The sequence below is a fragment of the Subtercola boreus genome (genome assembly GCF_003399625.1).
In the GTDB taxonomy this organism is placed as follows: Bacteria; Actinomycetota; Actinomycetes; order Actinomycetales; family Microbacteriaceae; genus Subtercola; species Subtercola boreus_C.
Genome location: NZ_NBXA01000014.1, coordinates 130,646 through 153,368, shown reverse-complemented (window position 1 = coordinate 153,368; position 22,723 = coordinate 130,646). Strand labels below are relative to the sequence as shown.

23 protein-coding genes are annotated in these 22,723 nt (G+C 66.2%); 2 read left to right on the top strand and 21 right to left on the bottom strand.

Annotated features, from left to right (window positions below):
• Window positions 1–54: 54 nt before the first annotated feature.
• A complete protein-coding gene (locus B7R21_RS07130) occupies window positions 55–405 on the bottom strand; it encodes a LysM peptidoglycan-binding domain-containing protein (RefSeq protein ID WP_116282542.1) in 351 nt (116 codons plus the stop codon).
• Between the two features lie 285 nt (window positions 406–690).
• Here B7R21_RS07130 and lexA point away from each other — a divergent pair, with 285 nt between their 5' ends.
• Window positions 691–1,371: a transcriptional repressor LexA gene (lexA, locus tag B7R21_RS07125; protein WP_116282541.1), complete on the top strand. Its 681-nt coding sequence runs from the start codon at window positions 691–693 to the stop codon at window positions 1,369–1,371.
• Between the two features lie 130 nt (window positions 1,372–1,501).
• Here the strand turns inward: lexA and hflX are convergent, their stop codons facing one another.
• Window positions 1,502–3,115 carry a GTPase HflX gene (gene hflX / locus B7R21_RS07120; RefSeq protein ID WP_116282540.1) on the bottom strand — a complete coding sequence of 538 codons (1,614 nt, stop codon included), beginning with the start codon at window positions 3,113–3,115 and terminating at the stop codon, window positions 1,502–1,504.
• Window positions 3,116–3,161: 46 nt separating this feature from the next.
• Between hflX and B7R21_RS07115 the strand changes: the two genes are divergently transcribed.
• Complete coding sequence (locus tag B7R21_RS07115; protein WP_116282539.1) at window positions 3,162–3,773, top strand: class I SAM-dependent methyltransferase; 612 nt, start codon at window positions 3,162–3,164, stop codon at window positions 3,771–3,773.
• A gap of 28 nt (window positions 3,774–3,801) precedes the next feature.
• Here B7R21_RS07115 and dapF read toward each other — a convergent pair whose 3' ends face one another.
• The 19 genes from dapF to B7R21_RS07020 form a co-directional block, all read right to left on the bottom strand.
• Complete coding sequence (dapF, locus tag B7R21_RS07110; protein ID WP_116282538.1) at window positions 3,802–4,683, bottom strand: diaminopimelate epimerase; 882 nt, start codon at window positions 4,681–4,683, stop codon at window positions 3,802–3,804.
• Between the two features lie 41 nt (window positions 4,684–4,724).
• Window positions 4,725–5,651, bottom strand: coding sequence for a tRNA (adenosine(37)-N6)-dimethylallyltransferase MiaA (gene miaA / locus B7R21_RS07105; RefSeq protein ID WP_116282585.1), 927 nt, complete (start codon window positions 5,649–5,651; stop codon window positions 4,725–4,727).
• A gap of 16 nt (window positions 5,652–5,667) precedes the next feature.
• Window positions 5,668–7,278: a tRNA (N6-isopentenyl adenosine(37)-C2)-methylthiotransferase MiaB gene (miaB, locus tag B7R21_RS07100; protein WP_116282537.1), complete on the bottom strand. Its 1,611-nt coding sequence runs from the start codon at window positions 7,276–7,278 to the stop codon at window positions 5,668–5,670.
• Window positions 7,279–7,319: 41 nt separating this feature from the next.
• On the bottom strand, window positions 7,320–8,093 hold the full coding sequence (locus B7R21_RS07095) for a regulatory protein RecX (RefSeq protein ID WP_116282536.1): 774 nt from the start codon (window positions 8,091–8,093) through the stop codon (window positions 7,320–7,322).
• 2 nt (window positions 8,094–8,095) lie between these two features.
• The gene (recA, locus tag B7R21_RS07090; RefSeq protein ID WP_116282535.1) at window positions 8,096–9,208 is read right to left on the bottom strand and encodes a recombinase RecA; all 1,113 of its coding nucleotides are present in this window, start codon (window positions 9,206–9,208) and stop codon (window positions 8,096–8,098) included.
• 363 nt (window positions 9,209–9,571) lie between these two features.
• Window positions 9,572–9,796 (bottom strand): DUF3046 domain-containing protein, encoded by a 225-nt coding sequence (locus B7R21_RS07085; protein ID WP_116282534.1) that lies wholly within the window; start codon window positions 9,794–9,796, stop codon window positions 9,572–9,574.
• Window positions 9,797–9,799: 3 nt separating this feature from the next.
• Window positions 9,800–10,108 (bottom strand): helix-turn-helix domain-containing protein, encoded by a 309-nt coding sequence (locus tag B7R21_RS07080; RefSeq protein WP_116282533.1) that lies wholly within the window; start codon window positions 10,106–10,108, stop codon window positions 9,800–9,802.
• Between the two features lie 132 nt (window positions 10,109–10,240).
• Window positions 10,241–10,723 (bottom strand): CinA family protein, encoded by a 483-nt coding sequence (locus tag B7R21_RS07075; RefSeq protein ID WP_253259679.1) that lies wholly within the window; start codon window positions 10,721–10,723, stop codon window positions 10,241–10,243.
• Window positions 10,720–11,340, bottom strand: a complete 621-nt coding sequence (gene pgsA / locus B7R21_RS07070; RefSeq protein WP_116282532.1) for a CDP-diacylglycerol--glycerol-3-phosphate 3-phosphatidyltransferase — start codon at window positions 11,338–11,340, stop codon at window positions 10,720–10,722. Before pgsA ends, B7R21_RS07075 begins: the two co-directional genes overlap by 4 nt.
• A gap of 4 nt (window positions 11,341–11,344) precedes the next feature.
• Window positions 11,345–14,365 carry an FtsK/SpoIIIE family DNA translocase gene (locus tag B7R21_RS07065; RefSeq protein WP_116282531.1) on the bottom strand — a complete coding sequence of 1,007 codons (3,021 nt, stop codon included), beginning with the start codon at window positions 14,363–14,365 and terminating at the stop codon, window positions 11,345–11,347.
• 78 nt (window positions 14,366–14,443) lie between these two features.
• Window positions 14,444–14,953 (bottom strand): hypothetical protein, encoded by a 510-nt coding sequence (locus B7R21_RS19695; RefSeq protein WP_147305839.1) that lies wholly within the window; start codon window positions 14,951–14,953, stop codon window positions 14,444–14,446.
• Window positions 14,954–15,084: 131 nt separating this feature from the next.
• Window positions 15,085–15,567, bottom strand: a complete 483-nt coding sequence (locus B7R21_RS07055) for a hypothetical protein (RefSeq protein ID WP_116282529.1) — start codon at window positions 15,565–15,567, stop codon at window positions 15,085–15,087.
• Window positions 15,564–16,040, bottom strand: a complete 477-nt coding sequence (locus B7R21_RS07050; protein ID WP_116282528.1) for a hypothetical protein — start codon at window positions 16,038–16,040, stop codon at window positions 15,564–15,566. The genes B7R21_RS07055 and B7R21_RS07050 overlap by 4 nt, the downstream gene beginning before the upstream one ends.
• A gap of 262 nt (window positions 16,041–16,302) precedes the next feature.
• The gene (locus B7R21_RS07045; protein WP_116282527.1) at window positions 16,303–17,979 is read right to left on the bottom strand and encodes a ribonuclease J; all 1,677 of its coding nucleotides are present in this window, start codon (window positions 17,977–17,979) and stop codon (window positions 16,303–16,305) included.
• Between the two features lie 42 nt (window positions 17,980–18,021).
• Entirely contained in the window at window positions 18,022–18,996 is a 975-nt protein-coding gene (dapA, locus tag B7R21_RS07040) for a 4-hydroxy-tetrahydrodipicolinate synthase (protein WP_116282526.1), read from the bottom strand.
• A 60-nt stretch (window positions 18,997–19,056) separates the two neighbouring features.
• Window positions 19,057–19,971: a GTPase Era gene (era, locus tag B7R21_RS07035; protein WP_116282525.1), complete on the bottom strand. Its 915-nt coding sequence runs from the start codon at window positions 19,969–19,971 to the stop codon at window positions 19,057–19,059.
• The gene (locus tag B7R21_RS07030; protein ID WP_116282524.1) at window positions 19,968–21,290 is read right to left on the bottom strand and encodes a hemolysin family protein; all 1,323 of its coding nucleotides are present in this window, start codon (window positions 21,288–21,290) and stop codon (window positions 19,968–19,970) included. Before B7R21_RS07030 ends, era begins: the two co-directional genes overlap by 4 nt.
• Window positions 21,287–21,754, bottom strand: coding sequence for an rRNA maturation RNase YbeY (gene ybeY, locus B7R21_RS07025; protein WP_116282523.1), 468 nt, complete (start codon window positions 21,752–21,754; stop codon window positions 21,287–21,289). Before ybeY ends, B7R21_RS07030 begins: the two co-directional genes overlap by 4 nt.
• A complete protein-coding gene (locus tag B7R21_RS07020; protein WP_116282583.1) occupies window positions 21,751–22,713 on the bottom strand; it encodes a PhoH family protein in 963 nt (320 codons plus the stop codon). Before B7R21_RS07020 ends, ybeY begins: the two co-directional genes overlap by 4 nt.
• Window positions 22,714–22,723: the final 10 nt, after the last annotated feature.

Genomic DNA, 22,723 nt, shown 5'->3' with positions numbered 1-22,723 from the left:
CACGCTCGGCAGCGGGTCAGTGCGCATGAGGCGGGTCAGTGCGCATGAGGCGGGTCAGTGCTCGTACTTGAGGGGGACCGCCAGGCGCTGGCCCGGCTGGACCTCGGAGTTCGGGAGCTGGTTCAGGCTCACCAGATCGGCGATGACGTCGCGGGTGTCGGCCGACGAGTCGAGCTGGGACGCAACCGTCCAGAGGCTTTGGCCGGACTGCACGGTGACATAGCTGAACTCGACGGGTGCCTGCTGGGCCGTCGCGATGGCCGAACCCCCGCCGAGGACGGCGAAGGCAGCCAGAGCCGCGACGAGGGGTAGCGCAGCGACCGTCGACAGCACAATGCGCCCGCGCCGAGTGAGCCTGAGGCGCAGCCGGGGAGCGGGAGTGCTGTGCAGCTGTAGTGCAGTCATGATGATCTCCTGGATCTTCTGCCTGGGAAGGCATTCATACTGGTGCAGGATTCGTATGCGACACTCGGCCGGGAGTGCCGCATACGAAGCTGTGTTCCGAATATATCTTCGAACGTTCGAACAATCAAGCAATATCTGGTATCGAATACCGCGACACACTCGAACAGGTGTTTGGAATGCGGGCGGTGTTCGATACAGTTTCGATTGTCTGGTCGGTGCACGACCAGCACTGTGAACTCAACCACCACCCACTGACACTGGGTCTCCGACAGGAATGAGAACCCGATGGCGAGCGAACGCCTCCCCGCCGAACGCGGCGGTACCCGTCGGCGCAAGTCGCTGAGCGACAAGCAGCTGGCCATCCTCGAAGTGATCTCCGAAGCCGTCAGCACGCAGGGTTACCCGCCGAGCATGCGGGAGATCGGCGATGCCGTGGGTCTCGCCTCACTGTCGAGCGTCACCCACCAGCTGAACCAGCTCGAACTGAGCGGATACCTCCGCCGCGACCCGAACCGCCCCCGCGCCCTCGAGGTTCTGATCGACATCCCGAAGAGCGACAGCGTCAACTCGGACTCCCCGACACCACACGGCGACGTCGCCCTGGTGCCGCTCGTCGGCCGCATCGCCGCCGGCATCCCGATCACGGCTGAGCAGCAGGTGGAGGAGATCTTCCCCCTCCCTCGCCAGCTGGTCGGCAAGGGGGAGCTCTTCATGCTCAAGGTCGTCGGTGAGTCCATGATCGACGCCGCGATCTGCGACGGTGACTGGGTGGTCGTCAGAACGCAGGCCACCGCCGAGAACGGCGACATCGTCGCGGCGATGCTCGACGAGGAGGCCACAGTGAAGGTCTTCCGCCAGCGCGACGGCCACACGTGGCTGCTCCCCCGCAACACGAACTTCGAACCGATCCTCGGCGACTACGCCACCGTGCTCGGCAAGGTCGTGGCCGTTCTCCGCTCGGTGTGAGTGCAGGCAGGTGATCTGCCCGCCGTGCCGCACCCCGAGACCACAGGTGCGACCGCTCCAGCACCGATGAAAGGCGCCGACCCGAGAGGGTCCGGCGCCTTTCGTCTGCTCGGGGACGGGGTGGCCCCGGCTAGCGCGTGCTGTACTCCAGCAGCTGCGACTCGATCTCCGGGGTGACGAGTGCGCGCACGTGCGTTCCACCCTCTTCGTAGTCGGTGCTCAGAACCGTGCTGTGCTCGTGCAGCTGTGAGACGAGGTCGCCGCGGTCGTAGGGCACCAGAACGTCGACCTCGATAGTCGGTGTGGGGAGCATCCCGTCGAGCATCCGGAGCAGCTCGTCGATGCCCTCACCCGTGCGGGCCGAGACGAAGATCGAGTGCGGCTCGAGCCCGCGCAGCACTATGCGATCGCTCTCGGAGACCAGGTCGCTCTTGTTGAAGACCACCAGCTCCGGGATGTCGCGTGCTCCGGCCTCACCGATCACGTCGCGAACCGTGGCGAGCTGGCTCGCGGGGTCGGGGTGCGACCCGTCGACGACGTGCACGATGACATCCGCGTCGGCGACCTCCTCGAGGGTGGACCGGAACGCCTCCACGAGCTGGGTGGGCAGACTCCGCACGAAACCGACCGTGTCGACGAAGGTGAACTCACGGCCATCCGTCGTCTGCGTGCGACGCACCGTCGCATCGAGCGTTGCGAACAGCGCGTTCTCGACCAGCAGGCCCGCACCCGTGATGCGGTTGAGCAGCGAAGACTTGCCGGCGTTGGTGTAGCCCGCAATCGCAACAGACGGCACCGTGTTGCGCTTACGGTTGGCACGTTTTGCCTCGCGCGCGGGCTTCATCGCAGCGATCTGCTTGCGGAGCCGTGCCATGCGGGTATGGATGCGACGACGATCGAGCTCGATCTTCGTCTCACCGGGGCCGCGGGAGCCCATGCCTGCACCTGCACCACCGACCTGCCCACCGGCCTGGCGGGACATCGAGTCGCCCCAGCCGCGAAGCCGGGGCAGCAGGTACTCGAGCTGGGCGAGTTCGACCTGCGCCTTGCCCTCCCTGCTCTTGGCGTGCTGGCTGAAGATGTCGAGGATCACGGCGGTGCGGTCGATGACCTTCACCTTGACGATGTCTTCGAGCGCACGGCGCTGGCTGGGCGCGAGCTCACTGTCGGCGATCACCGTGTCGGCACCGAGCGCCTTCACCACGCCGGCGAGCTCTTCAGCCTTGCCCTTGCCGAAGTACGTGCTGGGATCGGGGTTCGGCCGTCGCTGCAGGAGCCCGTCGAGTACCGCGGCGCCCGCGGTCTCGGCGAGAGCGGCGAGTTCGTGCAGCGAGTTCTCCGCGTCGGTCAGAGTGCCCTGCGTGTAGACGCCGATGAGCACGACGTTCTCGAGCCGCAGCTGACGGTACTCGACCTCGGTGACGTCTTCGAGTTCGGTCGAGAGCCCGGCGACGCGGCGGAGCGCCTGACGGTCGGCGAGGTCGGCCTGGTCCCCGTCGTGGTTCTGGCCGGCCAGACGCTCCTGCGGGCGCTGAAGGGCCTGGGCGCTGCCGGGTGAGAACAGGGCGTACCCGGATGACCGGGCCTCCGCCCGCGCCAGAACGCGGCCCACGGCATCCTGCGCCTGGGTCGTGCCGGTCTCTGCGGTGCCGGTCGAATCGGCACCGATGCTGGCGTCGGTGCCGGCGCCTGTGCCGGCGTCTGTGCTGGCGTCTTCGGTGAAAGATGAATCGTGTTCAGTCATTGGCTTCAAGGATAGACCTCTCGTTTGCTACATTCCCTGTATGGCTATGGACAACGGGCACTACTTCTCTGCACGTCCATCCACGGAACTCCGATTGAAGGAGATTCCGGTGAGCCTGGCCGGCCATGACTTCGTCGCCACGACCGCTGGCGGTGTGTTCAGCCCCAACCAGGTGGATGCCGGAACGCAGGTTCTGCTGGCGAACACTCCGTCGCCACCTCCCGGCGGCCACCTTCTCGATGTCGGCTGCGGGTGGGGCCCGATCTCTCTGGCTCTCGCTTTGTTGTCACCCCACGCCACCGTGTGGGCTGTTGACGTCAACGAGCGAGCTCTCGATCTCGTGAGGGCCAACGCCGCCACGCTCGGCCTCACCAATGTCAACGCTGTACTGCCCGACGATGTTCCCGACGACATCCGGTTCATGACGATCTGGTCGAACCCGCCGATCCGGGTCGGCAAGGACGAACTGCACGCGCTGCTGCTCCGCTGGTTGCCGCGCCTGGATCCCGGATCGGACGCGTGGCTGGTCGTTCAGCGGAACCTCGGGTCGGACTCCCTGCACCGCTGGCTCGACGACACCCTCCCGTCGGCCTTCCAGGTGACCCGGGCCGCCACGAACAAGGGCTATCGGGTTCTTCGGGCGCGTCTGCACGAGTGATGCGGGTGCCGGCACACGCGCCGGCGCCTCAGTTCAGCGTGACGTCGCCCTCGTAGACCAGCTCGGCGGGGCCGGAGAGCGACACGTGTTCGCCGTCCTCGGTCGCGAACATGCGTACGCCGACCGCACCACCCGGAACCTCGACGCGCCACTGGTTCGGCGCGCCGGCACCGGCCCAGTGCCGGATCGCCAGCGCGGCCGCGACGGCCCCTGTTCCGCACGAGAGCGTCTCACCGCTGCCCCGCTCGTGCACGCGCATCCGGATGTGGCCCACACCGTTCCGCACGAGCGGCTCCAGCGGGATCACGAATTCGATGTTGGCACCATCGACCGGAGCGGGCTCGACGTGCGGGATGAAGCTGAGGTCGGCCGACTCGAGCTCCGCCTCGTCGGCGAGCGCGACGACGACATGCGGGTTGCCGACGTTGATGCGGAGCCCGGGGCGGGCGACCTGGAGGTTCTTCGCACGCACCAGCGGCTCACCGCCCTCGAGTCGCCACCGGCCGAGGTCTGCCTGGAAACCGGTGAGGTTCCGCTGCACATCGATCACCCCGGACCGCGTGCCGATGACCAGGGTGTCGCCCGGCTCGAGTGTCGCCAGAGAGTTGTCGAGCAGGAACTTCGAGAAGACGCGGATACCGTTGCCGCACATCTCCGCGACAGAACCGTCGGCATTGTGATAGTCCATGAACCACTCCGCACCGTCATCCAGCTCGAGCGAGCGTGCGCCGTCGGCGATTCTCGAGGAGCGGACGGCGCGGATCAGCCCGTCGGCACCGATCCCGAAGTGACGGTCGCAGAGCGTAGCGATCTGGGCAGGAGTGAGGTCGATCTCGCCCTCGGGGTCGGAGAAGAGCACGAAGTCGTTTCCGGTGCCCTGGCCTTTGGTGAAATGCAGATCAATGCCCATGGCACCAGCCTAGAGGCTCGCGCTGACGACCACCGTGAGCGCTAGGACGACGGCGTGTGGATGCTGGCCAGCACCCCGTCGACGAGCACCTCGTCGTCGGCCTCGAACCAGACGGCATCTCGGTAGCGCTTGAACCAGCTCACCTGCCGCCGCGCGTAGCGTCTGGTGAGCGCCTGCGCCTCAGCCACGGCATCGCCTTCCGACAGGATGCCCCGCAGCTCCGCCAGCGCCTGCGCATAGCCAATGGCGCGCTGCGCTGTTGTTCCCTGTTCGAGGCCGAGAGGCACCAGCGACTCGACTTCGGCGACAAGGCCGGCCCGCCACATCTCCTCGACGCGCCGTTCGAGTCGTTCCACGAGCAGTTCACGCGGATGCCGGAGCGCGATCACCGCAGTGTCACGCCACCAGACCGGCTCCTCGGGGAGCTGGCCGGTCACGGGCTTTCCGGTGAGCTCGATCACTTCGAGCGCACGGATGACCCGGCGCCCGTTGTGCTGGCCGATGGATGTCGCGGCCTCCGCATCGGCACTCTTCAGTCGCTGCCACAGCACACCGAGCCCGCGCTCCTCCAGCTCGGTCTCCAGCCGGGCCCGTACCGCTTCGTCGCGCACCGGGAAACGGAAGTCGTAGATCACCGAGGAGACGTAGAGTCCCGATCCACCGACGAGGATCGGCACGGCCCCGCGCGCGCGGATCTCGTCGATCGCGGCCCTCGCATCACGCTGATAGTCGGCAACGGAGCCGTCAGTCGACACGTCGAGGACATCCAGGAGGTGGTGCGGGATCCCCCGCCGCTGTTCGAGGGTGAGTTTGGCCGTTCCGATGTCCATCCCGCGATACAACTGCATTGCGTCGGCGTTGACGATCTCAGCGGGTCGGCCGCTCGCGATGAGTCGCTCGGCCAGGCCGAGCGACAGCTCGGATTTGCCGGTGCCCGTCGCACCGACAACCGCCACGAGTTGGGGCAGGTGCTCCACGCCGGGCTCAGCGGAGATCGTCGGCTAGATCGTAGATCGGGCTGGTCGCAACCCGGAGCGACGGAAGCCCGAGGGACACCCTCCCCGGGGCGGTGCTGCCGGTTGCGCCCTGCGCACCTCTCGCGGCGGCAGCTCCACCCGACACCGGGACCGCACACGAGTCGGACTGGTCGCGCTCCCAGGCATCGCCCGCACGCGTGCGGCGAACGTCGAGCGGGGCGCCGTCACGAGAGTCGGCGATCAGGTAGTACGGCTTCGCGCCCGTGATCTCAACGGTGACGACATCCCCGGGGCGCGGTACCGCCGACCCCTCCGGCACATCGAAATGCACCAGACGACTGTCTTCTGCGCGGCCGCTCAGGCGCTTCGTGTCGGAATCCTTGCGGCCCTCAGCTGCCACCAGAAGCGCCACCCGGCGACCGACGACCATCTGGTTCTCCTCCCAGGCGATCCTGTCCTGGAGGGCCGTCAGGCGCTCATACCGCTCCTGGACGATCTCCTTCGGAACCTGATCCGGCATCGTGGCCGCCGGGGTTCCGGCCCGGATGGAGTACTGGAAGGTGAAGGCCGTCGCAAAGCGCGCCTGCTCGACGACCCGCAGCGTCTCCTGGAAATCCTCCTCGGTCTCACCGGGGAAACCGACGATGATGTCCGTACTGATCGCGGCGTGCGGCATCCGTGCGCGCACCCGGTCGAGGATTCCGAGGAATTTCTCGGAGCGATAGGAACGCTTCATCGCCTTCAGGATGCGGTCGGATCCCGACTGCAGCGGCATGTGGAGCTGCGGCATCACCGCCAGCGTCTCGGCCATGGCGTCGATCACGTCGTCGGTGAACGCCGCCGGATGCGGACTCGTGAACCGGATCCGCTCGAGCCCGGGAATGGTGCCCGCCGCCCGCAGCAGCTTGCTGAACGCCTGGCGGTCCCCGAACTCGACACCGTAGGAGTTGACGTTCTGGCCGAGCAGTGTCACCTCGATGGCACCGTCGTCGACGAGCGACTGGATCTCGCGGAGCACCTCGCCCGGGCGGCGATCCTTCTCTTTGCCTCGAAGCGACGGCACGATGCAGAACGTGCAGGTGTTGTTGCATCCCACCGAGATGGAGACCCACCCGCTGTAGCTCGAATCGCGTTTGGTCGGCAGCGTGGACGGGAACGTCTCGAGCGAGTCGAGGATCTCGATCTGCGCCTCGTCGTTGTGCCGCGCTCGCTCCAACAGGCTGGGCAGTGCCCCCATGTTGTGGGTGCCGAAGACCACATCGACCCAGGGCGCCTTCGACAGGATGACCGACTTGTCCTTCTGCGCGAGGCAGCCGCCCACGGCGATCTGCATGCCTTCGTGGCGCTTCTTCACCGACGCCAGGAACCCGAGGTTGCCGTAGAGCTTGTTGTCGGCGTTCTCACGGACCGCACAGGTGTTGATCACCACGACGTCGGGCTCACCCGACTGGTCGCGTATGTACCCTGCCGCCTCGAGCGAACCGCTCAGTCGCTCGGAGTCGTGCACGTTCATCTGGCAGCCATAGGTGCGGACCTCGTAGGTGCGCGCCTGACCCGACTCCCCCGCCGCTGCAACGGAGGGGAGGATGATCGTCGGGGCTTCACTCACACTGCTCATAGTGTCCCCAGTCTACGTTCGAGCTGTCGCCTGCCGGACGATCAGCGGAACCGCACCCCGCGCGTCTGCGGGCTGAGCGCCGCGCTGACAGCGGTGCGGATGATCGCCGACGGGTACCCCTTCCGCATCAGGAACGACGTGAGGCGTCTCTCGGCCGTGGCGGCGTCGAGCCGGGCGAGGGACGGGGCACGCTTCTCCGCGAGCTCGGTCGCCCGCTTCAGCTCATCGTCGTCGTCGAGCGCATCGAGCGCGGCGGAGACGATCTCCTGTTGGATGTGTCTCGCCGACAGCTCCGCCTTGATCTGCGACCGACCGAAGCCCTTCCGCCTGTGGAGAGACTCCACCAGGTTCTCGGCGAGGTCGTAGTCGTCGATGTAGCGATTGCTGCGATACCGCTCCAGGAACACCTCGAGCTCGTGCTCCTCGACACCGTTGGTGCCGAGGAGCCGGCTCACCTCCCATTCGGAGAGACCCTTGCGGGCCAGGGCACGCACCACGATGTTCTCGAGGAAGGCGGCACGCTCGCCCTCGCCCATGGGTTCTTCGTCGTCTTCCGCCTCCTCGACGAACACAGGCGTACGGCCTGAACGACGACTTGCGGCCACCGCGGCCTCAGCGGGAGCCTCCACAGCCTCCTCTTTCGCCTCTTCTGTCCACCACACGGTCGGCAGTGCCTTCGGTACGACGGCTGATACAACAGGCGCATCCTCGAGTTCGGCTACTCCCGACGCTTCGGCGAACTCATCGACGGGTGGCGGTGCCGCCGCCTCAGCGGGCGGCACCACACCGGGAAGGTACGTGACCCTGGCGACCACGACTAGGCGCTCTTGCGCGCAGCAGTCGTCTTGACCGGCGCGGCCTCGACAGAGCCGGCACCTGCGCCCGCGGCACCCTTCGCGTCGGCGGCGGGAACGACCTTGGGTGCGTTGGGGTCGGCGAGCAGTCCGAGCTTGATCTTGATCTTGTTCTCGATCTCGAGCGCCACGTCGGGGTTCTCCTTGAGGAAACGGCGGGAGTTCTCCTTGCCCTGCCCGAGCTGGTCACCGTCGTAGGTGTACCAGGCACCGGACTTGCGCACGATCTCGTGCTCGACACCGAAGTCGATCAGGCTGCCTTCCCGCGAGATGCCGATGCCATAGATGATGTCGAATTCGGCCTGCTTGAAGGGCGGCGCCATCTTGTTCTTGACGACCTTCACCCGGGTGCGGTTACCGACGGCCTCGGTGCCCTCCTTCAGCGTCTCGATGCGCCGGATGTCGAGGCGGATCGAGGCATAGAACTTCAGCGCCTTGCCACCGGCCGTGGTCTCCGGGCTGCCGAAGAACACACCGATCTTCTCGCGCAGCTGGTTAATGAAGATCATGGTGGTGTTCGTCTGGTTCAGACCACCCGTCAGCTTGCGGAGAGCCTGCGACATGAGCCTGGCCTGGAGACCCACGTGGGAGTCGCCCATCTCACCCTCGATCTCCGCGCGGGGCACGAGTGCCGCCACGGAGTCGATGACGATCAGGTCGATCGAGCCGGAGCGAACCAGCATGTCGGCGATCTCGAGCGCCTGCTCCCCCGTGTCGGGCTGGGAGACGAGCAGCGCATCGATGTCGACACCGAGCTTCTTCGCGTATTCGGGGTCGAGTGCGTGCTCGGCGTCGATGAACGCTGCGATACCGCCATCACGCTGGGCATTGGCGATCGCGTGGAGGGTGAGCGTCGTCTTACCCGACGACTCGGGCCCGTAGATCTCCACGATGCGCCCGCGGGGCAGACCACCGATACCGAGCGCGACGTCGAGCGCGATGGAGCCGGTGGGGATCACCTCGACAGGGGCGCGGTCATCGCTGCCGAGGCGCATGACGGAGCCCTTGCCGAACTGGCGATCGATCTGGGCGAGGGCGGTTTCGAGAGCTTTCTCACGAGTTGCGTCTGAGGGCATGTGCTGTCTCCTTGAATCAGTGCTCGCCCGACCCGGAGCCTCTCGTGGATGAGATTCTCTCTTCGGATCTGCGCCGCGTTACGGTGCGCCTATAGGCTGTCGCGCCCGGCATCCGACGCCCCTCACGGGCGACTCACCGGGCTGACGACAAGGCATATTCGCGTCTGCTGCTTACCTCGACCACGTTACGGAGACCCACCGACACTGGCGGTGGCGAAGATCCGATCTGTGGACAAAGGCGAAGAAACGTCTGCTGTGAAGGAGACTATCCCTTTCGAACACATCTTCGAGAGATCAGAGCGGCGTGTTGCATCTTTCGAACACAGGTGCGCGACGTATCTCGTGCACGAAGGCGATTCCCCGTCAGGAACGAGGTTGCGGCAGACCCACGCCGTACCAGCGACTCTCGGGCACATCGGACGCACGGCACAGCGCCAGCCACACCTCACGGGCATCCTCACCCGCCTCGATGGACTGCTCTGCCGTGCGGCCGCCGAATTCGGACAACACGAGGTCACCGGTCACCACACGACCGTAGCCGGCTCCGAACTCATCGAGCACGGCCTGCCGGAATTCGCTGACGCGCACCGTTTAGCGGGCCGCCAGAGACGCATCGAACCCTGCGACGAACTCGTCGGGCACGGTGTCGGGGATGGTGTCGATCCCCTCGATGACGGCGAGACGGTCGCCGACCTCACGCATGATCACGGAGATGGGAGTGTCGAGGGCATCGGCCACCGACGCGAGGATCTCGCTCGATGCTTCCTTCTGGCCACGTTCGACCTCACTGAGATAACCGAGTGCGACGCTGGCCTTGCTTGCGACCTGGCGAAGGGTTCGACCCTTCTGAAGACGGAAGTCCCGCAGCACGTCGCCGATTTCTTGACGAACTAAAATCATCGGAGCCTCCTCAGCTTTGCTGTCCAGTCGATATCTCGTACGACAAACTCTAAACGACCCAGACTGGACTTTCGTCGTTAATGACAACAGGTGTAACGAGATCGAAACCTGAGTCATTCCCGCGCAAGTCGCTCAGAACTGGGCACTCAGGATTCGCACGGCCTCGCTGACCGCTGCGGTGCGCACCCGACCGCGGTCCCCGTGGAGTTGCAGCGCAAAGCTGCGGGTGCCCCCATCCAGCGAGATCCCTATGAACACGGTGCCTTCAGGATGGCCGTCCTGGGAACCCGGGCCGGCGACGCCTGTCGTGGAGATGCCGATCGAGGCCGGCGAACCGTCGACGGCCAGTGCGTGCCTCGCTCCCTCGGCCATCTGTTCGGCGACCTCCGGATGCACAGGTCCGTGTTTTCGGAGCAGCTCCGCATCGACCCCCAACAGTGAGGCCTTGACAGCGGTGTTGTAGGCGACTATCCCGCCATAGACGACGTTCGAGGCACCGGCGGGGCGGATGAATTCGGCGACGAGGAGGCCCCCGGTCAGAGATTCCGCCACTGCGAGCGTCTCTCCGCGCTGCTGCAGGTCGGCCAGCAACCGGGCGGTGAGGTCGTCGGTCACGCTGAAGCGTCTCCCGCCGTGGCGGCACGGTTCAGCTTGCGGTCTTGGTAGAGGTAGTCGAGCCCCGTGATGACGGTCAGCACGAAGGCGATCGACATGAAGATGGCGTTCACCCAGTACATCCAGTCACCGAGCGGGATCCAGAGCGGCAGGAGGGCAAGGGAGATTGCGATCGACTGCGCGAGTGTCTTCAGCTTCCCCCCGCGGGACGCAGGAATGACGCGGCGCTTGATGACGGCGAACCGGAACACCGTGATGCCGATTTCCCGGATCAGGATGATGATCGTGACCCACCACGGGAGCTCGGCGAGAATCGACAGACCGACGAGGGCCGCCCCGGTGAGCACCTTGTCGGCGATCGGGTCGAGGATCTTGCCGAGATCGGTTACCTGGTTGTTCTTTCGGGCGAGGTGCCCGTCGACGCCATCGGTCGCGATCGCGAGAATGAACAGGATCGCGGCGAGATACCGCACGACTCCGTCTGACCCATTGTCGGCCAGCAGCATGACGAAGAACACCGGAGCGAGCAGGATGCGCACCACCGTGATGGCGTTCGGCAGGTTCCAGTTGCTGGGTTTCTGCGCGGCTGCGGCCCGCGCTTCGGGCGAATCGGTCATGCTGCTACTCTCTGCCGGTGAGGCCCCACGCGTCTTCGTCCGTGTCGCCCTCCACCTCAGGATACCCGGGGCCGGGCTCCGCGAGGGGATCGCTGTAGTCCATCTGCTCCGGGCCGAAACGCTCGGCGAACGACCCTCCGGCGGCCGAAGCGCCCTGCTGCGGCTGGGATCCGGCGACCGACGGTGAGGGTGTCGCTGCGACATCCGAGCCCCGGAGCATCGCCAGAACCTCGGGAAGCTGCTCGGCGGTCACCAGCACATCGCGGGCCTTCGAGCCCTCTGACGGGCCGACGATCTCCCGCGACTCCAGCAGGTCCATCAGGCGGCCCGCCTTCGCGAACCCGACCTTGAGCTTTCGCTGCAGCATCGAGGTCGATCCGAACTGCGTGTTGACGATGAGTTCGGCTGCCTGCAGCAGCACTTCGAGGTCGTCTCCGATGTCGGCGTCGATCTGCTTCGAGGCCGCCGCGACGGTGACATCCGCCCGGTACTCCGGCCTCGCCTGGCGGGTGACGTGCTCGACGACCTTCGCGATCTCCGACTCACTGACCCACGCGCCCTGCACGCGGATCGACTTCGACGCCCCCATCGGGAGGAAGAGCGCGTCGCCCTGCCCGATGAGCTTGTCGGCACCGGGCTGGTCGAGGATGACCCGGGAGTCGGTGACGCTCGTGACGGCGAACGCCAGGCGCGACGGCACGTTCGCTTTGATGAGGCCGGTGACGACGTCGACGCTCGGGCGCTGGGTCGCGAGCACGAGGTGGATTCCGGAGGCCCGGGCCAGCTGCGTGATCCGCACGATCGAGTCTTCGACGTCGCGCGGAGCGACCATCATCAGGTCTGCGAGCTCGTCGACGACGATGAGCAGATAGGGGTATGGCTTCAGCACCCGGCTGCTGCCGACGGGCAGAACCAGCTCTTTGTTCACCACGGCGCGGTTGAAGTCGTCGATGTGACGGAACCCGAAGCTCTCGAGGTCGTCATAGCGCATGTCCATCTCCTTCACGACCCAGGCCAGTGCTTCCGCAGCCTTCTTCGGGTTCGTGATGATGGGCGTGATGAGGTGGGGCACACCCTGGTAGGCCGTGAGCTCGACGCGCTTCGGGTCGATGAGCACCATCCGCACCTCGGCTGGCGTGGCACGCATCAGGATGCTCGTCACCATGGAGTTCACGAAGCTCGACTTGCCCGAACCCGTGGAACCTGCGACCAGGAGGTGGGGCATCTTCGCGAGATTGGCGATGATGAACTTGCCTTCGACGTCTTTGCCGACGCCGATCGTCATCGGGTGGGTGTCGTTCGTCGCCTTGGCGGAACGGAGCACATCGCCGAGCACCACGATCTCGCGATCGGTGTTCGGGATCTCGATTCCGATCGCGCTCCGGCCCGGGATGGGCGACAGGATGCGCACCTCGTTGCTGGCGACCGCGTACGAGAGGTTCTTGCTGAGCGCCGTGACGCGCTCGACCTTCACGCCCGGGCCGAGCTCGATCTCGTAGCGGGTGACGGTCGGGCCACGCGAGAACCCGGTGACCTTCGCATCGACCTGGAACTGGGAGAGCACGTCGGTCAGGGCACGCACGATGTCGTCGTTGGCCTGGGAACGGGCCTTCGAGGGCTCGCCGAGCGCGAGGCTCCCGACGGGCGGGAGCGAGTAGTTGAGCGCCTCGAGCTCCTTCACCTCGGCCAGGGGGATGAACGTGTCGTCGGGCTTCATGCCGGGCAGCGCATCCTGCACCGTCGCCCCGACGGGAGAGGGCACGGCCGCCGGAGCGCCCCGAGCCGGACCCGTGGCCGTCTCCCCGAGGAGCACACCCGTGAACGAGGCATCCATCGCGGCATCGTCGCGGATGCCGGTGGTCGACTTCGAGCCGGGCAGGATCTCACCCGTGAATCGCTTCACGGCCTGTTCGGCGGCCTCCATGTCACCGAGCAGGGCGGCGTCGAAGCCGATGGTCTCGTTCACTGTGCGGTCGATGACCTCGGGCGGCGGAGTGCGGTCGACGACGTGCAGGGGGGTCGTTCGGGCCGCGGTGGGCGAGACGGCGTCGGTGGGGATGATCGGTGAGTCGAACGCGGGATCTTCCTCGCGGCCGCTCTTGTTGCGTCGCCACCACGGGAGCGACTCATCGTCGACGTGGTCGAAGTCGAGCTCCAGGTCACCGGTCTGCGCGTTCCTGCCGCGGGCGGGCTTGTCCGCCTTGGGTTCGCGCGCCTCAGGGGCCTCGCCGAACGCCGCTCCGAACAGGTAGGCGTAGAGCTCGCGCGAGCGGGCCGCCACCCTGTTCGGTGGAGTCTTCGTGATGATGAAGAGCGAGAGCAGCAGCAGGGCGCAGACGACGATGGTGGCGCCGACGGGCGTGATCACGAGAATGAGCGGGGCCGCGATGACCCAGCCGAGCACGCCGCCCGCTGTGGCGAGGGACTCCATACCCTCGGCAGGCGAGGGCTGGGCGCTGAAGATGTGGCAGAGACCAGAGACGGTGAGGAGGAGGATTCCCAGCCCGATGCCGATGCGTCCGTTGTCGTCGACGCTGTTCGGATGCCGGAACAGCCAGATCGCGAGCAACAGCATCACCACGGGCAGCGCGTAGGCCACGCGGCCGAACAACCCGCCGAAGGTGTAGGCGTCGAGGAGGTTGGCAACGGGACTCGCCACGAGGAACCACTCGATGACAGCGCCGGCCACGGCAAGGAGGAACAGCAGGAACGGGAACCCGTCACGGCGCTCCTCCTTCGCGAGCTTCTCGTGCCCGAAGGCGCGGGCCGCGCCGCCCACCAGGTGGGCCACGCCGAGCCACATCACGGTGAAGATGCCGGGGCCCTCGTTCTGCTCGGGGAACTTCACCGTCTTCTGTGTGGCAGTGGCCTGCTGCCTCGCCGGAGCCTTCGCGGGCGTGCCGCGACCTGCGGATGCGCCCTTCGCCCCGGCAGCCCCTGTCGTTCCGGCGGCAGCGCCCTTTGCGCCACCGCGCCCGCCTGCTGCGCCGCGCGCGCGGGAGTTCGCCCTGGTACTCGTAGCCATGCGCCTACGCTACTGCCGAACCCCCCGCCAACCCTGCTGGTCGGCGGGGGTGTCACGGCAGAGCCGCGTCAGCTGTGCTCACAGCCCGCCGGTGCGGCTGTTCACGATGACGTCACCGTAAGAATAGACAGCGAGAGGTACATCGGAATCGGGGCTACCGATCCATGGCGTCCCAAGGATCATCTTTCGCCCAGAGGGCGCAGTCGTCGAGATGGTGCAGGTGTGCCCACGCTCGCTGGCGGGGAGCGCCATGCCTGCGTGCAGGTCCCACTGGACGACCGGCCCGTAGTGCAGGAAATTGCCCGTCATCTGTGCTTTCATGCTGAAACCGTCATCGCAGCCAACCGTCACCGAGAAGAGGTTGGGATCGATGTAACCGAGGGGGTTCGAAAACCCTGCGCTGACACCTACCGGTTCGGTCGAGTGAGCAGCATCCAGAGGCACCGAAAATGACACAGAACTATTTTTGATCGCCGGGGGTGCCGTAGGCGTGGCATTGGCAGCGCCAGCCGACGCGAAAGACAGGGCAACAATGGCCGTGGCACACGCCATCGCGGCGACCGAACGACGGGAAAAGACGGAAGACATTGGATTCTCTCTCTGTAAGTGGGGATTGTTCCCAACAGAGAGATGCCAGAACTGCCAAACGATTACGCGACTTTCCCCAATGTGCACGAAACCTGAGAGAAAGCCGCGCAGACGGGCAGGCGACTCGGCGCCTACAGCCCGCCGGTCGCGGAACGGGTGACGATACGGCCGAGGATGTCGACGCGGGCCGTCGGCAGGAATTCGCTCGCCACCCACGTCTGGCTCGGCTCGAACGCGACCTGCTGCCACGGGATCGCCGACGTGGCCGCGACAACGCACGTGTTCCCGGTCTCGCTGATCGGCACGAGCGCCGAGAACGTGATCGTTCCCGTACCGAACGTGGTCAGCCCCGGCGGGTAGAGGTTCGTGCCGCCGCACACGATGCTGACAACGTAGTCGGGCAGTCGGTAGCTGCTGCCCGCACCCTCGATCACGCCCTGCACGGGCACGTACGCGGCCCCGCCGTTCTGCGCGGCCGTGGGCACCACGAACGTCGCGACCGCAGCCCCGGTCACCGAAGGTGCGGGCGGCCCCGCCTGCGCGGCTCCGCCCCCACCCCCCAACATGATCACCACGACGGCCAGCGCTACCGAGGTCGAGACAAGCAGCCTCACAGCCCGCCCGTGCGGCTTCGTGTGACCAGCACACCCGTGACATTTACCCCGCCCGGATAGATCGTCGGGCCGGCATCGGGGAAGGAGACCGTCTGGCTCGGGTTGTCGCTGGTGATCGTCAAGATGCAGGTCTTCCCGGAATCAGAAGCCGGCAGTTCCGTGACGAGTGTTGCGTGATTCGGATACATTCCGATATCGGGTGTGAGCCTGGCCCAGCTCCCGCCGTCGCAGCTGACTCGGGCGAAGAGCGGGGTGCGGTCGGTATGCACCTGCTCGATCGCAGCGTGGACACGGATATTGCCCCCGGTCGGGCGCACGGCGGGCGCCGTGAACGCGAAACTCGTGACGGTGCTGCTCGCCTGGGGCACGGGATCAGCTGAGGCCGTTGCCGCACCGCTGAACAGCAGCCCGGCGGCCACGACGAAGGTTGCCCCGGCGATTGCCCGCGTTTTCTTGGTGTTTGTGGTGAACATGAATGATCCTCCTGGTAGTTGCTCACACTGAGAGACACAACCAGGCAACATTCATTACGCGACTTCTGCGTATCTTTCGGAAATCCACGCCGCGCGCTCGCCCCCAGCCCGACCGGAGCGATTTTCCCATTCGAGCATGAGGGCCTCGGAAACACCGCACGAACGGGAAAGTCGAGGGCGTCCAGACGGGGACGGAGATAGGCGCGGGCGGGGGCGCGGCGGTAGGAACCGGCGGGCCGACCCGCCCGAGTGACGGGGCGGGTCAGGCCTCGATGACCACCGGCACGATCATCGGGCGGCGACGGTAGGCCGTGTTGACCCAGCGACCGGCGGTGCGACGAACGACCTGCTGCAGGGCGTGCGTGTCGCGGGTTCCGTTGCCGACAGCCTCGGCGAGGGCCGCCGCGATCTTCGGCTTGACCTTGTCGAAGACCGAGTCGTCTTCGGCGAAACCCTTGGCGTGGATCTCAGGACCGACCACGATGCGACCGGTGCCGGCCTCGATCACGACGATGACCGAGATGAAGCCCTCCTCGCTGAGCACGAGGCGGTCCTTCAGGTCGTCGTCGGTGACCTCGCCGACGGTCTGGCCGTCGACGTAGACGAAACCGAGGTCGTACTGGCCCACGACCGTCGCGACACCGTCACGCAGGTCGACGACGGTTCCGTCGTCGGCGAGGATCGTGTTGCGCGCCGGCACACCGGTTTCGATGGCCAGCTGCGCGTTCGCCACGAGGTGACGGTACTCGCCGTGCACCGGCATGACGTTCTTGGGCTTCAGGATGTTGTAGCAGTACAGCAGTTCGCCCGCCGAGGCGTGGCCGGAGACGTGCACCTTGGCGTTGCCCTTGTGGACGACCGTCGCGCCGAGCTTCGTCAGCCCGTTGATCACGCGGTAGACAGCGTTCTCGTTGCCGGGGATGAGCGAGGAGGCGAGGATGACCGTGTCGCCCGGCCCGACCTCGATCTGGTGCTCGAGGTTGGCCATCCGCGACAGCACGGCCATCGGCTCGCCCTGCGAACCGGTCGACATGTAGACGATCTTGTCGTCGGGGATGTCGCCGGCCTTCTTGAAGTCGATGAGCACGCCTTCGGGCACCTTGAGGTAGCCGAGCTCTTCGGCGATACCCATATTGCGCACCATGGAACGGCCGAGCAACGCCACGCGGCGCCCGTTGGCGTGTGCGGCATCCAGAACCTGCTGCACACGGTGCACATGCGACGAGAAGCTCGCGACGATGACACGGCGCGGGGCCTTGGCGATGACGCTCTCGAGCACGGGGCCGATGGTGCGTTCGGAGGGCGTGAAGCCGGGAACGTCAGCGTTGGTCGAGTCGGAGAGGAACAGGTCGACGCCGGCTTCTCCGAGCCGCGCAAAGGCACGGAGGTCGGTGATGCGGTTGTCGAGCGGGAGCTGGTCCATCTTGAAGTCGCCGGTGTGGAGCACGACACCGGCCACCGTCTTGATGGCGACAGCGAGGGCATCCGGAATCGAGTGGTTCACGGCCACGAACTCGAGTTCGAACGGCCCCATCTTCTCGATCTGGCCCTCTTCGACCTGGAAGGTGTAGGGCTTGATGCGGTGCTCTTTGAGCTTCGCCTCGACGAGGGCGAGCGTGAGGCCCGATCCGATCAGCGGGATGTCGTTCTTCAGGCGGAGCAGATAGGGAACCGCGCCGATGTGGTCTTCGTGGCCGTGGGTGAGCACGATGCCCACGACGTCGTGCAGGCGATTCTTGACGAGCGAGAAGTCGGGCAGAATCAGGTCGACGCCGGGCTGGGTCTCTTCGGGGAAGAGCACGCCGCAGTCGACGATCAGCAGCTTGCCGTTGATCTCGAAGACGGTCATGTTGCGACCGATCTCGCCGAGACCGCCGATCGGGATGACCCGCAGGGTGTCTTTTTCGAGGGGACGGGGTTCGTATGAAGTATTGGGCATATGCCCTCCTTGAGTGTGTTGAGTTGTGAGAAGTGCCGCGTTCTAGCGGGTCGTACCAGGAATCTTGGGCAGCGCGCCACCGGCGGCTGCATTTCGGTCGGGTCGGAAGTTGGTGAAGCTGACCCCGGGGATGCTCCGCACCAGATCGATCTCGTCTTCGATCTTCGCAGCCTCCCATTCTTCGGGGCCAACAAGGGGAAGCCGCACACGAGGGCTCGCGATGCGGCCGAGGCCATGCAGGATGTACTTTGTCGCGACGGTGCCGGGCACGTGCGTCATGGTCGCCCGCACGAGCGGTTCGAGCGCCTGGTGCATCGCCGTCGCCGTGGCCAGGTCGCCCGCGTTCACGGCGTCGATCATGATGCGGTAGGGCCTCGCCGCGATGTTGTTGGTCACGCCGATGAGCCCCGTTGCCCCGATCGACAGCGCCGGGAGCACGTTCGAATCGTCGCCCGAGAAGTACATCAGATCGGTCTGGTTCAGCACCCGGCTGACCTCGCTGAAGTCGCCCTTGGCGTCTTTGATCGCGAGGATGTTCGGGTGCTTCGCCGCGCGCAGGATCGTGTCGTACGTGATGGGGATGCCCGTGCGACCGGGAATGTCGTACAGGATGACCGGCAGATCGGTCGCGTCGGCGATCATCCGGAAGTGCGTCAGCACTCCCGCAGGTGTCGGCTTGTTGTAGTACGGCGTGACGACGAGGTTGCCGTCAGCACCGGCCTTCTCGCTCTGCTTGGCGAGCTGCATGGCGTGGGCGGTCTCGTTCGATCCGCCGCCCGTGATGATCTTGGCACGGCCGTCGGACACCGACTTGCCCACTTCGACGAGCCTGACCTTCTCGGCGTCGGTCAGGGTGGATGTCTCCCCCGTCGTTCCCGACACCACGATGCCGTCGGCACCGTCGTTGATGACCGTGTCGATGTGCTTCTCGACGCTGGCCCAATCGACTTCGCCGTCGGCGGTGAAGGGGGTGACCAGGGCGACGAGCACCTGGCCGAACGGGTTCTGGGGGTTCACTGCAGCCACGATTACAGGTTAGCGGTCAATGGTCGCGTGCCGCGCCGGGAGCCCACCACGTCAGAATCCGAGCCTGCCCAGCTGCTTGGCGTCCCGTTGCCACTCCTTGGCCACCTTGACGCGGATGCTCAGGAAGACCTGCTTGCCGACCAGCGGTTCGATGGATGCCCGGGCGCGGGCCCCGACCTCTCCGAGCCGCGAACCCGACTTGCCGATGATGATGCCCTTCTGGCTGTCGCGCTCGACGAAGAGGTTTGCGTAGATCTCGATGAGTTCGCGGTCGTCACGCTCGATCATGTCGTCGATCGTGACGGCGATCGAGTGCGGGAGTTCATCCTGAACTCCTTCGAGCGCCGCCTCGCGGATCAGCTCGGAGACGCGCGCCTCGAGACCCTCGTCGCTGGTCTGGTCGTCGGGGTACAGCTTGGCTGAGCGCGGCAGCAGCTTGATCAGTTCGGCGGTGAGGATGTCGAGCTGCAGATTGCTGGTCGAGGAGATGGGGATGATCGCCTCCCACGGGCGGAGCTCTGAGATGGCCAGCAGCTGCTCGGCGACGGCCGGGCGGGATGCTGCATCGATCTTGGTGACGATCGCCACCTTCTTCGCCTTCGGGAAGGCATCGAGCTGCTCGTTGATGAACCGGTCGCCCGGACCCAGCTTCTCGTCGGCGGGGACGCAGAAGCCGATCACATCCACGTCTCCGAGAGTCGACTGCACGACGGCGTTCAGCCGCTCACCGAGAAGCGTTCGCGGACGGTGCATGCCGGGGGTGTCGACCAGGATCAGCTGGCCGTCGGGCCGGTGCACGACGCCCCGGATGGCGCGGCGGGTCGTCTGCGGCTTCGACGAGGTGATGGCGATCTTCTCACCCACGAGCGCGTTGGTGAGGGTCGACTTGCCGACGTTCGGCCTCCCGACGAAGGAGACGAACCCTGCGCGGAAGTCGGGGTCTGTGACGATGTCGGAGCCGATCATCGGGGGTCCTTTTCGGTGGTGAGGGGCGAGAGCGGAAGGGGGGTGGCGGCCGGGGAGTCGGCGTCGCGGGTGACGAGCACAGTGCTGATGCGCCGACGGCGATCGGTGCGTTCTGCGGTGAGGGTGAGCCCGGCGACGTGTGCGACGGACCCGGGTACGGGCAGCCGCCCGAGGGCCTTGCCGAGGAGGCCGCCGACGGAGTCCACGTCGTCGTCGTCGAGTTCGAGGCCGAAGAGTTCGCCGAGTTCGTCGACGGCGAGCCTCGCACTGACACGGTACTCGCCGAAGGCGAGCTCCTCGACCTCGACGTTCTCGCGGTCGTACTCGTCGGAGATGTCACCGACGAGCTCTTCGATGAGATCCTCCATGGTGACGAGACCGGCGATTCCGCCGTACTCGTCGACGACCATGGCGAGGTGGTTCGACTCGAGCTGCATCTGCCTGAGCGTGTCATCGACCTTCTTCGACTCCGGGATGAAGAGAGCGGGCCTCGCCAGGCTGTCGGCGGTGACGACGTCGACCTGCTTCGGCTTCTCGTAGGTCAGTCGCGCGGCGTCGCGGAGGTACAGCACGCCGATGATCTCGTCGACGCTGCCCTGCACCACGGGCATCCGGCTCACCCCGCGGCTGAGGAAGAGGCCCATGCTCTGCCCGACGGAGGCATCGTGCTCGACCGTCACCATGTCGGTGCGGGGAAGCATCACCTCGCGAACGACCGTGTCATTGAATTCGATGATCGAGTGGATGAGCTCGCGATCGTCTTCTTCGAGCACATCGAGCTCGGTGGCCTCGTCGACCATGCTGAGCAGCTGCTCCTCCGACGAGAACGACGCGGAGCGCACGCGACCCGGCGTGACGCGGTTGCCGATCAGCACCAGCGCGTTCGCGACCGGCCCGAGCAGCACCCGCAGGAGGTGGACGGGCAGGGCGCTCACGATCAGCACTCCCCGGGCGTGCACCCGGCCGACGCTCCGCGGACTCGATCCGACCAGCACGAACGACACCCCGGTCATGATCAGGATGGCGAGAAGCAGCACGACCCAGATCTGTTCGAAGGTCGCCGAGAGGGCGATGGTGACGAGCACGGCTGCCGAGGTCTCGGCCACCACCCGTACGAAGTTGACGACGTTGATGTGCGCGCCGGTGTCTTCGGCGATCGCCCGGATCGACCGTTTGGCGCGCGCCTTCTCGGCGAGGTCGAGGATGTCGGCCCGTGAGAGCGACGCCATCGCCGCGTCGGCCGAGGCGAAGAAGCCGCCGAGAGCCACCAGCGCCAGGGCGATGGCGATGAACGGTCCGACGGAGGGAAGAGTGGTCATGCGCGGCGGCGGCGCTCCTTCAGAGCGAATCCGACGAGGATGTCGCCCTGGATTCCGAACATCTCCTTCTCTTCGTCGGGTTCTGCGTGGTCGAAGCCGAGCAGATGCAGGATGCCGTGGGTCGTCAGCAGCAGCAGTTCCTCGAGGGTCGAATGCCCGGCGGTCTGGGCCTGGCCCTCCGCGACCTGCGGGCAGAGCACGACGTCGCCGAGGAGCCCGGCGGGGGTGGGCGCGTCTTCGGTGCCGGGCCGCAGTTCGTCCATCGGGAAGCTCAGCACGTCGGTGGGGCCGGGTTCGTCCATCCACTGCACGTGCAGCTGTTCCATCGCGGCCTCGTCGACCAGGACGATCGCCAGTTCCGCATCGGGATGCACGTGCATCTGCTCGAGCGCATACGTCGACAACCGCAACAACGCGTTCTCGTCGACCGGGATCGACGACTCGTTGTTCACTTCGATGCTCATGCGCGTTCTCCTCGCCGGGCTGCGGCGCTGTCTCGTTTGGCCAACTGGATCTGGTCGTACTTCGTGTAGGCGTCGACGATCTGGCCCACCAGCGTGTGCCGCACGACGTCTTCACTCGTCAGCGTAGCGAAGTGGATGTCCTCGATCCCGTCGAGCACGCCGCGGACGACCTGCAGCCCACTCGTTCCGAGCGGCAGGTCGATCTGCGTGATGTCGCCGGTGACGACCATCCGGGAGCCGAAGCCGAGGCGGGTGAGGAACATCTTCATCTGCTCGGGCGTCGTGTTCTGCGCTTCGTCGAGCACGATGAACGAGTCGTTGAGGGTGCGCCCGCGCATGTAGGCCAGCGGCGCAACCTCGATCGTGCCCGTCGCAAGCAGCTTCGGCACGATCTCGGGATCCAGCATCTCGTTCAGCGCATCGAAGAGTGGCCGGAGGTAGGGATCGATCTTGTCGGTCAGGGAACCGGGCAGGTAGCCGAGCCGTTCGCCGGCCTCGACCGCCGGACGGGTCAGGATGATGCGGTTGACCTCCTTGCGCTGCAGGGCCTGCACCGCCTTGGCCATCGCCAGGTAGGTCTTGCCGGTTCCCGCCGGACCGATGCCGAAGACGATGGTGTTCTCATCGATCGCATCGACATACTTCTTCTGGCCGAGCGTCTTCGCACGCACGGTCTTGCCGCGGCTCGAGACGATCGGCTCGCCGAGCGCAGCCGACGGCGACACCGAACTGCCCGTGTCGAGCATGCGCGCCGAAGCGGTCACCTCGATCTCGGTCAGTTCTTCGTTGCCGTTCCGCACCATCTCGACCAACTCATCGACCAGCCGGCGCGCGGCCTCGACGTCGCCGTTCGGCCCCTGCAGGGTGATCTGGTTGCCCCGCACGTGGATGCTCACCGACGGGTACTGCTTCTCGACCAGCGTGACCAGCCTGTCCTGGGGGCCGAGCAGGCGCACCATGGCGAGCCCG

What these genes read in the sequence shown, in the direction of transcription:
- B7R21_RS07130 (WP_116282542.1), bottom strand. Translation starts at nt 405, where the DNA reads ATGACTGCACTACAGCTGCACAGCACTCCCGCTCCCCGGCTGCGCCTC.
- lexA (WP_116282541.1), top strand. Translation starts at nt 691, where the DNA reads ATGGCGAGCGAACGCCTCCCCGCCGAACGCGGCGGTACCCGTCGGCGC.
- hflX (WP_116282540.1), bottom strand. Translation starts at nt 3,115, where the DNA reads ATGACTGAACACGATTCATCTTTCACCGAAGACGCCAGCACAGACGCC.
- B7R21_RS07115 (WP_116282539.1), top strand. Translation starts at nt 3,162, where the DNA reads ATGGACAACGGGCACTACTTCTCTGCACGTCCATCCACGGAACTCCGA.
- dapF (WP_116282538.1), bottom strand. Translation starts at nt 4,683, where the DNA reads ATGGGCATTGATCTGCATTTCACCAAAGGCCAGGGCACCGGAAACGAC.
- miaB (WP_116282537.1), bottom strand. Translation starts at nt 7,278, where the DNA reads ATGAGCAGTGTGAGTGAAGCCCCGACGATCATCCTCCCCTCCGTTGCA.
- recA (WP_116282535.1), bottom strand. Translation starts at nt 9,208, where the DNA reads ATGCCCTCAGACGCAACTCGTGAGAAAGCTCTCGAAACCGCCCTCGCC.
- B7R21_RS07080 (WP_116282533.1), bottom strand. Translation starts at nt 10,108, where the DNA reads ATGATTTTAGTTCGTCAAGAAATCGGCGACGTGCTGCGGGACTTCCGT.
- pgsA (WP_116282532.1), bottom strand. Translation starts at nt 11,340, where the DNA reads ATGACCGATTCGCCCGAAGCGCGGGCCGCAGCCGCGCAGAAACCCAGC.
- B7R21_RS07065 (WP_116282531.1), bottom strand. Translation starts at nt 14,365, where the DNA reads ATGGCTACGAGTACCAGGGCGAACTCCCGCGCGCGCGGCGCAGCAGGC.
- B7R21_RS19695 (WP_147305839.1), bottom strand. Translation starts at nt 14,953, where the DNA reads ATGTCTTCCGTCTTTTCCCGTCGTTCGGTCGCCGCGATGGCGTGTGCC.
- B7R21_RS07050 (WP_116282528.1), bottom strand. Translation starts at nt 16,040, where the DNA reads ATGTTCACCACAAACACCAAGAAAACGCGGGCAATCGCCGGGGCAACC.
- B7R21_RS07045 (WP_116282527.1), bottom strand. Translation starts at nt 17,979, where the DNA reads ATGCCCAATACTTCATACGAACCCCGTCCCCTCGAAAAAGACACCCTG.
- era (WP_116282525.1), bottom strand. Translation starts at nt 19,971, where the DNA reads ATGATCGGCTCCGACATCGTCACAGACCCCGACTTCCGCGCAGGGTTC.
- B7R21_RS07030 (WP_116282524.1), bottom strand. Translation starts at nt 21,290, where the DNA reads ATGACCACTCTTCCCTCCGTCGGACCGTTCATCGCCATCGCCCTGGCG.
- ybeY (WP_116282523.1), bottom strand. Translation starts at nt 21,754, where the DNA reads ATGAGCATCGAAGTGAACAACGAGTCGTCGATCCCGGTCGACGAGAAC.
- B7R21_RS07020 (WP_116282583.1), bottom strand. Translation starts at nt 22,713, where the DNA reads ATGGTGCGCCTGCTCGGCCCCCAGGACAGGCTGGTCACGCTGGTCGAG.